Annotated in this window: 13 protein-coding genes; 10 read left to right on the top strand and 3 right to left on the bottom strand. The window is 42.1% G+C overall.

Going from position 1 to position 11,950, the window contains the following annotated elements; all coding sequences use genetic code 11:
• The 3 genes from ACTNES_RS10520 to ACTNES_RS10510 all read left to right on the top strand — a co-directional run bounded on the left by ACTNES_RS10520 (position 1) and on the right by ACTNES_RS10510 (position 2,043).
• Positions 1 to 828, top strand: coding sequence for an HAD family hydrolase (locus ACTNES_RS10520; RefSeq protein WP_253292426.1), 828 nt, complete (start codon positions 1 to 3; stop codon positions 826 to 828).
• A 227-nt stretch (positions 829 to 1,055) separates the two neighbouring features.
• On the top strand, positions 1,056 to 1,571 hold the full coding sequence (locus ACTNES_RS10515; protein WP_291811748.1) for an SEC-C metal-binding domain-containing protein: 516 nt from the start codon (positions 1,056 to 1,058) through the stop codon (positions 1,569 to 1,571).
• Entirely contained in the window at positions 1,564 to 2,043 is a 480-nt protein-coding gene (locus ACTNES_RS10510; protein WP_291811745.1) for a YdcF family protein, read from the top strand. The genes ACTNES_RS10515 and ACTNES_RS10510 overlap by 8 nt, the downstream gene beginning before the upstream one ends.
• 225 nt (positions 2,044 to 2,268) lie before the next feature.
• On the opposite strand, the gene ACTNES_RS10505 is transcribed toward ACTNES_RS10510, so the two are convergent.
• Positions 2,269 to 3,141: a shikimate dehydrogenase gene (locus tag ACTNES_RS10505; protein ID WP_291816019.1), complete on the bottom strand. Its 873-nt coding sequence runs from the start codon at positions 3,139 to 3,141 to the stop codon at positions 2,269 to 2,271.
• Between the two features lie 295 nt (positions 3,142 to 3,436).
• Between ACTNES_RS10505 and ACTNES_RS10500 the strand changes: the two genes are divergently transcribed.
• The 3 genes from ACTNES_RS10500 to ACTNES_RS10490 all read left to right on the top strand — a co-directional run bounded on the left by ACTNES_RS10500 (position 3,437) and on the right by ACTNES_RS10490 (position 6,203).
• A complete protein-coding gene (locus ACTNES_RS10500) occupies positions 3,437 to 4,294 on the top strand; it encodes a sigma-E processing peptidase SpoIIGA (protein ID WP_441039247.1) in 858 nt (285 codons plus the stop codon).
• A gap of 17 nt (positions 4,295 to 4,311) precedes the next feature.
• A complete protein-coding gene (gene sigE / locus ACTNES_RS10495) occupies positions 4,312 to 5,022 on the top strand; it encodes an RNA polymerase sporulation sigma factor SigE (protein WP_216459755.1) in 711 nt (236 codons plus the stop codon).
• A 173-nt stretch (positions 5,023 to 5,195) separates the two neighbouring features.
• Positions 5,196 to 6,203, top strand: coding sequence for a radical SAM protein (locus ACTNES_RS10490; RefSeq protein ID WP_441039246.1), 1,008 nt, complete (start codon positions 5,196 to 5,198; stop codon positions 6,201 to 6,203).
• 169 nt (positions 6,204 to 6,372) lie between these two features.
• Here the strand turns inward: ACTNES_RS10490 and ACTNES_RS10485 are convergent, their stop codons facing one another.
• Both ACTNES_RS10485 and trkA read right to left on the bottom strand, forming a co-directional pair.
• Positions 6,373 to 7,812, bottom strand: coding sequence for a TrkH family potassium uptake protein (locus tag ACTNES_RS10485; RefSeq protein WP_216459754.1), 1,440 nt, complete (start codon positions 7,810 to 7,812; stop codon positions 6,373 to 6,375).
• A 12-nt stretch (positions 7,813 to 7,824) separates the two neighbouring features.
• Positions 7,825 to 9,183, bottom strand: coding sequence for a Trk system potassium transporter TrkA (trkA, locus tag ACTNES_RS10480; protein WP_291811735.1), 1,359 nt, complete (start codon positions 9,181 to 9,183; stop codon positions 7,825 to 7,827).
• A gap of 367 nt (positions 9,184 to 9,550) precedes the next feature.
• Here trkA and ACTNES_RS10475 point away from each other — a divergent pair, with 367 nt between their 5' ends.
• The 4 genes from ACTNES_RS10475 to ACTNES_RS10460 all read left to right on the top strand — a co-directional run bounded on the left by ACTNES_RS10475 (position 9,551) and on the right by ACTNES_RS10460 (position 11,761).
• Positions 9,551 to 9,874: a spore coat associated protein CotJA gene (locus ACTNES_RS10475; RefSeq protein WP_320813912.1), complete on the top strand. Its 324-nt coding sequence runs from the start codon at positions 9,551 to 9,553 to the stop codon at positions 9,872 to 9,874.
• Entirely contained in the window at positions 9,871 to 10,146 is a 276-nt protein-coding gene (locus ACTNES_RS10470) for a spore coat protein CotJB (RefSeq protein ID WP_216459752.1), read from the top strand. The genes ACTNES_RS10475 and ACTNES_RS10470 overlap by 4 nt, the downstream gene beginning before the upstream one ends.
• A gap of 3 nt (positions 10,147 to 10,149) precedes the next feature.
• Positions 10,150 to 10,779, top strand: a complete 630-nt coding sequence (locus ACTNES_RS10465) for a manganese catalase family protein (RefSeq protein WP_291815995.1) — start codon at positions 10,150 to 10,152, stop codon at positions 10,777 to 10,779.
• A gap of 181 nt (positions 10,780 to 10,960) precedes the next feature.
• Positions 10,961 to 11,761 carry an MBL fold metallo-hydrolase gene (locus tag ACTNES_RS10460; protein WP_320813575.1) on the top strand — a complete coding sequence of 267 codons (801 nt, stop codon included), beginning with the start codon at positions 10,961 to 10,963 and terminating at the stop codon, positions 11,759 to 11,761.
• Positions 11,762 to 11,950: the final 189 nt, after the last annotated feature.

The following is an 11,950-nucleotide window of genomic DNA, read 5'->3' as shown; positions in this document are numbered from 1 at the left end:
ATGAAAAAAGACAATAATAAATTAAAAAAAATCGGGGCATGGGTGGCAATCATCATATTGCTTCTTGCGTGTTGTATGCCTATGTTTTTTGCATTTGGAAATGGTGAAAACGCGCAGAGTTATTTTAAGGCGTCACTTGCAGTAGCGATTATGGTTCCATTGCTGGCTTATGCGATGTGGATGGTATATAAACTTTTGAATAAGAATAAAAAGGTGGCAGATTCGGATATGGAGAATATTATTTTTGATGTCGGTAAAGTCCTTGTGAAATATGAATGGGAAAAATATCTGGACGGTTTTGGATTTCCGAAAGAGGAACGGGATAAACTTGCAAAGGTTGTTTTTCAGAGTAAAACCTGGGATGAGAGAGACAGAGGCAGTGAAGAGGAAGAATATTATATAGAGCAGATGATAAAAGAAGCTCCGGAATATGCAGATGATATCCGCGAGGTCATGCGCCGTTCAGGTGAGACTATCGAGATGATGGATTATGCAGAAACCTGGATCAGATATCTGAAAGATAAAGGTTATCATATTTATATTCTCTCTAATTATTCGACCTATATGTTAGAGAAAACTCAGGATGAACTTACATTCCTTAAATATGCGGACGGAGCTATTTTCTCCTGTCAGGTAAAACAGATCAAGCCGGAACCGGCTATTTACCAGACATTGCTGAACCGTTATCATCTCGACCCGGAGAAATCTGTATTTCTGGATGACAGAGCCGAGAACTGCGAAGGAGCCAGAAAAGAAGGCATTCATGCGATTCAGTTTGAGTCTTTCAAACAGGCAGCAGCAGAACTGGAGAAATTGGGTGTGAAATAGTTGATAGCAAATTACTGTTTACACACTACTATCCCGAGACATACAAGGTTACTGTTTACTCCGTGCCCAGTAACCATACAAGTCAAAATTCACCAAAAATACAAAGAATATGGTTTGTATTTTTATCAAAAAGATGATATAATAAAAAAGCTTGTGGGAGGAATGTTTTCCATATGTTTCCGCACAGGCATAATACCTATGAAATATTGGAAAAGAGGATAAAGGAAATGAGCGATAAAACAATCTTAGAGCAGTGGCGTTCCATCGCCTATGACCAGCAGGCAGACCGTAACAAACTTCAGAGATTTTGGGCAAACTATTTTAATATTGAAAAAGGAATTTATGAGCAGCTTCTTACTAACCCGGACGAAGTAGTAACCGGTACAGTTAAGGAACTGGCTGAGAAATATGGTCAGGAAGTTCTGACAATGGTTGGTTTCCTTGATGGAATCAACGACAGTCTGAAGATCCCGAACCCGATCGAGACAATGGATGAGAATACAAAAGTTTCTCTGTGCTTCGACAAAGAACTTTTGTACAAGAACATGGTAGATGCACGTGCTGACTGGCTGTATGAACTGCCACAGTGGGATGCAATCTTCACACCAGAGAAGAGAAAAGAACTCTATCTTGAGCAGAAGAAATCAGGAACAGTAGTTAAGGCTAAGAAGATTGGCCGTAATGATCCGTGTCCATGCGGAAGCGGTAAGAAGTACAAATACTGCTGCGGAAGAAATGAGTAAGCATCCAAATCTGGAATATATTATCGTGCTTGGTGCCCATGTAGAGGGTACCCGGCTTACCAAAGCCCTTCTGGAACGTACCAGGAGGGCTTTAGAGTATCTGGAGGAGAATCCTGATACGAAAGCAGTGCTGTCTGGTGGAAGAGGAGAGGGAGAATCTATTACCGAAGCACAGGCGATGTGTAATTATCTGACAGAACATGGAATTGACAGGGATCGCCTGATCCTGGAGGAGAAATCTACCAGTACAGCAGAGAACCTGAAATTCAGTCTGGCGCTGATTGGTCTGGATCATTCCGTGGGAGTGGTTACAAACAATTTCCATGTATTCCGCGGCACTGCTATTGGAAGGAAATGCGGATGCAGAGAAATTTATCCGATTCCGTCCAGATATTGCTCCTGGAGACTGCTGATATATATTCCAAGAGAAATCCTGGCGATCATAAAAGATAAAATAGTGGGAAATTTGTAATAAAAAAACGTCACAAAATGAAATTCGATTCAATGAATGCGGAAGAAATCATTTTATGACGTTTTTGTTTTTGGGTATTCAGTTAATCTTTAATCGAATCAAGTAAGCCTTCCGCTTTAATTGAAAATATCCGCTTGACTAAGATCAAGAAAGCCATCGGTTCGTTTCTGTTACGGATATCCTCCTGATTCAGATTGATCAGAGAAACAGATGTCGTATCTGAATTTATTTTACAGAGAAAAATTTTTCTTTGATAATAGAAACCGGCATATCCTGTCCCATCCAGATCTTAAAGGCTTTGGCGCCCTGATGAAGGAGCATGTACATTCCGTTAAAGGTCTGACATCCGACAGCTTTTGCTTCTCTGAGAAGACGGGTTTCCTGAGGTTCATAGACAACATCTGCAACTACCAATTCCGGGCGGAACAGGGAAGTGTCTTTGATAATGGTATCATCAATATCAGGAATCATACCTACGGAAGTCGCATTGATCAGCAGATAACTTTGCGCGATGGAATCTTTCAGCGCTTTATGGTCATCATTGTCAAAAAGACAGACCTCACATCCTGTTTTGGCGCTGAGGTTCTCGGCAAATTTCTGAGTACGGTTCCAGTATCTGCTGGTACGTCTGGCGAAGATATGTACAGAATTTGCTCCATCCAGTGCGGACTGTGCACAGATTGCCATGGACGCTCCACCTACTCCCATAACTGTGATATTTTTTCCTGTGATGTCATGTCCTGCATCGCGTACAGACTGCATGAAACCATATCCGTCAGTGTTATATCCGATCAACTTTCCATTATCATTGAGAACCGTATTGACAGCTCCGATCAGCTGCGCCTCAGGGGAAAGTTCATCTACCAGTTCTACAATCTTATTCTTATTCGGCATCGTGAGGTTGAAACCACGGATACCGCATGTTCTTAAACCTGCAACTGCTGCAGGAAGTGTCTCTTCATTTACGTCAAAACACAGATACACATAATCAAGTCCCAGAAGCCGGAATGCCTCATTGTGCATTAAAGGGGAAATACTGTGTGCTACTGGACTACCCAGAAGTGCAGTAAGACCTGTGTGTCCGGTGATTGTACTCATACTCATATAAAAAGTCCTCCAGTCTGTTTCGTATCAGGTATGCCGCTGCTGTCTGCAGGAGGCCAAGTATAGGTTATATATAAAAAACACCTGAATAAAACATAGAAATTATCTATCATTTTATTCTATGTTGTGGAATATGTCAATAAAACCGGTAAGAAAAATTCGTCGATTTAGTGCGATAAATTCTAAGCGGCACATCCGCTCTTTTGACAAAATCCGCGCGTTTCATCCCGTATAATGAGTAACACTTACCGAAGTGAATGTCTGGCTGACAGCAGACGGGAGGAAGGAAATGCGTTATGAGATATACATAGATGTGGTATTTTTCACAAATCTCCTGATAGATTACATACTACTCAGATTTACAGGAATTTTATTCCAATGTCCCAGAAACAGAAAACGAATACTTCTGGGAGCAGTAACAGGAGCACTATTCTCCTGTGGGATTATTTACCTTCGTTCCTGTCTGAAAACTGAGATTTATCTTCCGGCACTGGTCCTGCTACATGGTGGCTGTGCAGCGGGAATGCTGGTGATCGGATGTGATCTGAAAAGGGGAAGCCTGCTGCTTAAAGCAGTTCTTACGCTATATTTTGCTGCATTTCTGTGTGGAGGATTCTGGGAAGTAATTTCCAGTGAGAATCTGACACCGAAGATGTTTCTGATCCTGGCAGCCGCGACTTGGTTTGGAAGTACTGCATTGTCGTATTTGATGGATTCTTTGAGAATACGGGCAAAGAACATTTATCCTGTGACGATCTTTTACAGAGAAAAGGGATATGAATGTCAGGGGTTTTATGACTCAGGAAATCTGCTTGTGGATTCCGTGAATGGAAAACCGGTATCAGTAAGTACGCTGGATATTTTGTCCGAGATATGTTCGAAAGAAACAGTGAAATGTTTGAAACACCTGAAAGAAAATCCTGGGGAGATACAAAGTACAGAAGTCACAGGGCTTCATCCACACTTTATTTTTTTTCACAGCATTGGAAAAGAGCAGGGGATGATGCTGGCTGTTACGCTGGAGAAACTTTGTATTCAGACTCCGACAAAAGTTGTCTGTGTGGACAGACCAGTGCTTGCATTTTCGCTTGATACATCCGCTTTTGGTAGGGAATACGAAGTACTTTTGAATTCCAGATTACTTTAACGGGAGGGGTTGTGACTATGAGCTGTTATCCATTTCAGGTAGTTTCGAGAATGGTGATGAACCGTTCGGGAGATGTTTTTTATATTGGCGGGAACGATGTTTTACCTGCACCGCTGGAACCGCAGCGGGAGGCGTTTGTACTGCAGAAGCTTGGAACAGGGCAGGAAGAAGAGGCGAAATCAATTCTTATTGAACATAATTTAAGGCTTGTGGTATATATTGCACGGAAGTTTGATAATACAGGAGTAGGAGTAGAGGATCTGATTTCTATTGGAACCATCGGTCTGATCAAAGCAATCAATACATTTAATCCGGTAAAGAATATTAAACTTGCTACTTATGCATCAAGATGTATCGAAAATGAGATCCTGATGTATCTGAGGCGTAACAGTAAGACCAAGATGGAAGTTTCCATTGATGAGCCCCTTAATGTAGACTGGGATGGAAATGAACTGCTGTTGTCTGACATTCTGGGAACGGATGAGGATGTGATTTCCAAACGTCTGGAGGATGAGGTGGAGATTTCCCTGCTTTCCAAAGCAATCAGTAAGCTTTCACCAAGGGAACAGACCATTATCCGTCTGAGATTCGGCCTGGGTAAGGATAACAGCACAGAGAAAACACAGAAAGAGGTGGCAGACTTTCTGGGTATTTCCCAGTCTTATATTTCAAGGCTGGAGAAGCGGATTATGAAACGTCTGAAAAAAGAAATTGTAAAATATGAATAGACGGGAACAGGGAATGTAGTATAATGGATTTACGTATCAGTGAGGCTTATGCCGGAGAGATAAAACTCTGAAATGAAAGAGAAGTCATCGAAAAGAGCATAAGAGAAAAACAGAACATCATCCGTGATAAACGGGTATTTTCAGAAAAACATAAGAGAAAAGGACAGAGGAAAGTGAAAACAGGTACATTAGAGATACAAAAATGTGGAGATAAAGCGGAAACACAGAAAGCAGAGAACCAGAAGACAGAGAACCAGAAGACAGGAAACAAAATCCTTGAAAACTGTAGTTTATGTCCGAGAAACTGTAAGGCAGACAGACTGGCAGGAAGAACAGGTTATTGTGGAATGGACGGGAAACTGAGAGTGGCGAGAGCAGCACTGCATATGTGGGAGGAACCGTGCATTTCCGGCAGCAGAGGTTCAGGTGCGGTTTTTTTTACAGGATGTAACCTGAGGTGTTGTTTCTGTCAGAACAGGGATATAGCGATCGGAGACAGTGGACTTGAGATTTCAGTGGAGAGACTTTCTGAGATTTTTCTGGAACTGCAGGGAAAAGGCGCTGCCAATATCAATCTGGTAACAGGAACACATTATATCCCCCAGATTATCACAGCACTGGATCTGGCAAGAAAACAGGGATTAAATCTTCCGGTTGTCTATAACTGTGGCGGATATGAAAACGTGGAAGCATTGAAACTGCTGGAAGGATATGTGGATGTTTATCTGCCGGATTATAAATATGCCCAGAGTGAGCTTGCCCAGAAGTTTTCCCATGCATCAGATTATCCGGAGAAGGCATTGCTGGCAGTACAGGAAATGGTGCGTCAGACAGGCGCGGTGCAGTTTGATGAGAATGGTTATATCCGGAGAGGTACGATTGTACGCCATCTTATCTTGCCGGGGCATACAAAGAATTCCAAAGAGGTGCTGAAAGTTCTGAACCGGACATTCGGAGCTCAGATTTATATCAGCATTATGAATCAGTACACACCAGTCTTTGAGCAGAAGGAATATCTGGAATTGAATCGGCGAGTGACAGGAAGAGAGTATGAAAAAGTTTTGGATTATGCATTTGAGATCGGGATTGAAAATGGATTCTTTCAGGATGGAGAAACGGCCAGAGAGAGTTTCATTCCGGCATTTGATTATGAGGGAGTTCAAAAAAGCGTTATAAAATAAAAAAACTCCTATAAATGGAAGGAGGCCGGTACTTTCGTACCGGCGCGTATGAAAAAGAAAAATATTTATAAGAAAGACTCATCATCTTTCTGAATATTATTATATCCAATAGTTGTGAATAAAGTATGAACATAATGTAAAAAGAAAAACTTTTTTATCAGAAATATTTTTAAAATTTCTTCCATGTATCTCTTACGAATAACAGCAGCAGTGGAAAGATTTCCAGTCGGCCTGCAAGCATATCGAATGTGAGAACCAGTTTGGAGAAACAGGAAAACATACTGAAGTTTCCGGTAGGTCCTACGAGTTCAAGACCAGGTCCGATGTTATTGAATGTTGCCACAACTGATGTAAAATTCGTGATCAGATCGAAATCATCAAATGCGATCAGGAATATGGAGGCTGCGAAGATCAGCACATATACGATAAAGAAAATATTAGTAGAACGGACTACTTCGTGAGGGATGGCTTTGCCATCCATTTTTATTTTCTTTACAGCATTCGGATGCAGGAAAATATGCAGCTCCTTGCGTACCGTTTTGCACAGGATCAGGATTCTGGAAACTTTGATACCACCGCCTGTACTTCCTGCGCAGGCACCGATGAACATCAGAAGTACCAGTATTGTTCGTGAAATCTCCGGCCACATATTGAAATCAGTGGTTGCATATCCGGTGGTAGTAATAATAGAACCAACCTGGAAGGCAGCCTGCTGGAATGCTTTTCCGGCACTTCCGAAAATATGGTAGACGTTGCAGGTGATGATCAGGATTGCAGCACCAATGATTCCGAAATAGTAACGCACTTCTTCCATCTTAAACGCCTGGGCGAACTTCTTGGTGAGAATAAAGAAGTAAGCATTAAAGTTGACGCCGAATAAAATCATAAAGACGGTAATGACATTCTGCAGATACGGACTGTAACTTGCCATACTGTCATTCTTGATACCAAATCCACCGGTACCGGCTGTACCGAAAGCTGTACAGATCGTATCAAAAAGAGGCATGCCGCCAAGGAGAAGTAGAATCATCTGAACAACAGTCATTGCAAAATAAATGGTATACAGGATCTTTGCAGTTGACTGTACTTTTGGAGCAAGTTTACTCACAGAAGGTCCCGGGCTTTCGGCTTTCATCAGGTTCATGTGATAGCCGCCGGTAAGAGGCAGAAGAGAGAGGATAAAGACCAGAACTCCCATACCTCCGATCCAGTGAGTGAAACTTCGCCAGATCAGCATACAGTGAGGAAGTGCCTCTACGTTATTCAGAATACTGGCTCCTGTTGTGGTAAAACCGGAAACGGTTTCAAACAGTGCATCAATAGGATTTGGAATACTGTGACTGATCACAAATGGAATCGCGCCCATGATACTCAGAACGATCCAGCTCAGTGCTACAGTTACGAAACCTTCTTTTGTATAAAAAGCCTTTCGTGTTGGCTTCTTCCATGTAAGAGGAATTCCGATCGCCAGACACAGTATGATAGTGATCAGAAAAGCAAAGCCGGATGTTTCCTGATAAATCAAAGAGGTGACGATAGGAAGAACCATGAATGCTGCCTCAAGTTTCAGGATCATTCCGATGATATAAATAATAATGGAATAATTCATAAGCCGGCTCCTTTACTTCTCCAGAATGTCTGTGATATCACGCAGTCCTTTGTGGGTGGTTACGATGATTACAGTGTCACCAACCTGAATGGTATCCTGACCACGTGGAATCTTTACCTGACCATTCCGGTTCAGATAACCTACAAGAAGATTCTTTTTCAGGTTCAGATCAGACAGTGGAATGCCGACTACCGGTGAATTCTCACGGATGGCAAATTCCAGAGCTTCTGCCTGATTATCCAGGATGTGATAGAGGGTTTCAATGTTACTTCCGATACTGTTCTGCATGGCACGTACATACTGCAGGATATAGTCGGCAGTAATATATTTCGGATAAATAACACTTCCGATATCAAGACTGTCAATGACATCATCAAAGGAGAGTCGGTTTACTTTTGCCACCAGTTTGGCTTTGGAAATTGTTTTGGCAAAAAGTGCCAGAAATACATTCTCCTCGTCCATATTGGTGAGTGATACAAACGCCTCTGCGCGGGCCAGGCCTTCTTCCATAAGAAGAGAACGGTCTGTACCGTCACCGTTGATGATCGTTGCGTCAGGAAGCAGATCGCTTAAAGCTTCGCAACGCTGTTCATTCTGTTCGATGATCTTTACAGAGATGTTCATGTCAAGCAGAGCTCTTGTCAGATAATAAGAGATGGTACCGCCGCCGACGATGATTGCGTTCTTTACCTGATTGGTTTTAAGTCCGATCTTTTTGAAAAATGCTGCTGCATTTACCGGTGATGCAAGGATGGAAACCATATCTCCATTGTGTATCACATAATTACCACCAGGGATGGAAACAGAATCACGACTCTCTACTGCGCAGAACAGAACATCGCAGCGAAGCTTCTCTGTAATGCGGGAAATAGTCATGCCATCCAGGTCAAATTCAGGAAGAACTTTGAATTTAAGCATTTCCACACGGCCTCTGGCAAAGGTGTCAATTTTGATCGCAGAAGGGAAACGCAGCAGACGGGAAATCTCCTGTGCAGCTGCAAGTTCCGGATTGATGATCATGGTAACACCAAGGCGTTTCTTGATAAAGCTGATTTCTTTGGCATAGATAGGATTACGGACGCGGGCGATGGTCTGGCAGTGTCCGGTTTTCTGTGCGATCAGACAGCACAGAAGGTTCATTTCATCAGAACCGGTTACTGCAATCAGGATATCCGCATTCTCAATTCCTGCTTCCATCAAAGTATTGATGCTGGCGCCGTTTCCGACGATTCCCATGGCGTCAATGTCGTCCTGAAGGGAATTGATCACGTTAGAAGAAACGTCTATCAGAGTAATATCGGATTCTTCTTCCTGAAGCTGTTCTGCCAGGGTACGTCCAACTTTACCGCACCCAACAATAATTATCTGCATAATTCCTCCAATAAGGGGGCTGTCACATAAAGATTTATATGAAACAGCCCCGTTTATATAATGTATTTGCTTTTTTGTTGCTAATAAAGCAAGGATACTATAGCACTGTTAGAACTATTTGTAAATATGAATTTTTTGTGATTTAACGAAACCAAATTGCCGCATCAAATCAATGTCTTGTTTCAATCGAAAAGTTCTTTTGGGGTATGTCATATTTTACGTATTCTTGCCAGTTATAATTCTGTGAGATGTTATGATAAGTATATGTTTTTTGACAGATGCTGTTATGATGAAAAGCACAAAACAGAAGATATAACATAAAATATAGAGTAAACAAAAAACTTTAATATAAAGAAAGGAATTGTTTATGGAGAATTATCGGATGAGACGCGCATGCAGCAGGCCTTATAACAGAACCTGCGGTATGAACAGACCTCAGCCTGCTGACAGGGAAATGAATAACCAGGAATGTTCCTGTAGAAATAAAAACTCCTGTAATTGTGTAATGCCTGAAAGTAAGGGGAAAAATGATGAGATGTTTTCTCATTTGCAGCATCTGGAGCCTGCGATGGCCTATGTACCCTGCCAGGAATTTACCGAGAACTTTCCATTGCAGTATGCGCTGAATGTGGGAACCATTTTTCCTCAGTTATGCAAGCCGTTTTGCGGAAAGAGAGGTGTGCGTCGATGAAACAGAATTGTTCCAGACAACAGCTTATGGCCCGAATTAATGAGGTCAGTTTTGCTGTAAATGATATGAATTTATATCTCGATACACATCCCTGTGATGAAAAAGCCCTTGTCTATTGCCGGGAACTTGTACAGGAGCGAAAGAAACTATTGAAAGAATACGCTGAAATATACGGCCCTCTCACCATCGACAGCACAGTCTGGACCGAGGAATCTGTCTGGAAATGGATGGAGCAGCCATTTCCATGGGAAAAGGAAGGAGGGTGCAGATAGTTTATGTGGAATTATGAAAAGAGACTCCAGTATCCCGTAAATATTACACAGCCCAATGCGAAGATCGCACAGTATATCATGAGCCAGTATGGTGGACCGGACGGAGAAATTGGTGCATCTATGCGGTATCTTTCACAGAGATTTACCATGCCGAACCGTATGGCTGCGGCTGTGCTAAACGATGTTGCCACAGAAGAACTGGCACATCTTGAGATGGTATCTACGATCGTGCATCAGCTCACGCGTGACCTTTCTATGGAAGAAATTGAGAAGTCCGGTTTGGGTCCTTACTATATTGATCATACAGTAGGTGTCTGGCCACAGGCAGCCGGTGGGGTTCCGTTTAATGCCTGTGAATTCCAGAGTAAAGGAGACCCGATCACAGACTTGTTTGAAAACCTTGCTGCAGAGCAGAAAGCACGCTCTACTTATGACAACATCCTTCGTGTGGTGCGCGATATGCCTGAAATTGCAGATCCAATCAAATTCCTTCGTGCAAGGGAAGTGGTACACTTCCAGAGATTCGGGGAAGCACTCCGCTCTATTCAGGAAGAACTGGATGCCAAGAATTTCTATGCATTTAATCCAAGTTTTGACAATCCATGTACTGCGTCCTGTGAAGGATGTAAGTGATGTTACTGTCCATTTCGTGTCCGGTAACAAATGATATATAATATAGAAGAAAAGTGTTCTGCGAAGATGGAACACTTTTCTTTTCTGTGGTATACTTACAGGAAAGAGAAATTGCTGTACCGGCAGCAGGAATCTTTGGAAGAGAAAATTCAAATGAAATAACCAGGAGGTATACAGAGAAATGAAACTTACAATACTGGGAACCGGAAATGCGAAAGTAACAAAATGCTATAATACCTGCTTTACTTTAAATGAAGGCAGCGAATACTTCATGATAGACGGCGGTGGCGGAAGCACGATTCTGAAACAGCTGGAGGATGCAGGAATCAGCTGGAAAGATATCAGCACGATTTTTGTTACGCACAAGCATATCGACCATCTGCTGGGAATTATCTGGATGTTACGCATGTACTGTCAGGGAATGGCAAGAGGACAGTTTGACGGTGAGGTGACAATTTACGGACATGATGAAGTAATCAGCCTGTTGAAACAAATGTCCGAGATGCTCCTGACACCAAAGGAAACAAAGTACATTGGAGAGAAAGTTTATCTGGAAGAGGTAAAAGATGGAGAAGAAAGAGAAATTCTTGGACATAAGGTAACCTTTTTCGATATCCTGTCTACAAAAGCAAAACAGTTCGGGTTCTGTATGGAATACGCAGACGGTAAGAAACTGACCTGTTGCGGAGATGAGCCATATAATGAATGCGAACAAAAATATGCGGTGAACAGCACCTGGCTTCTTCATGAAGCGTTCTGTCTGTTTTCCCAGGCAGACAAATTCAAACCGTACGAGAAACATCATTCTACAGTTAAGGATGCCTGTCAGCTGGCACAGGAACTGAATGTGGATAATCTGATTCTGTACCACACAGAGGACAAAAATATTTCCAGACGAAAAGAACTCTATACAGAAGAAGGAAGAGAATACTATAAAGGAAATCTTCTGATCCCGGATGATCTGGAGACATTTGAATTATAAGATATTTTTATCAGTTTGACTATTTGAAAATAACGGATCTGGAAGAACAATACCCGGATTATGGGAAATTATATTATTAAACTCAAACTTCCCACATTAAAAATAAGCTTAGCACCTTGAAAAATCAATGTTTTAACCCACAAAATAACAATCAGGCGGCACTTTGTCCGTATTCCAATGCTTCCTGCA

Source organism: Blautia sp. HCP3S3_D9 (assembly GCF_052063845.1).
Classification (GTDB): domain Bacteria; phylum Bacillota; class Clostridia; order Lachnospirales; family Lachnospiraceae; genus Blautia_A.
This window is presented reverse-complemented; position numbering and strand designations above follow the sequence as displayed.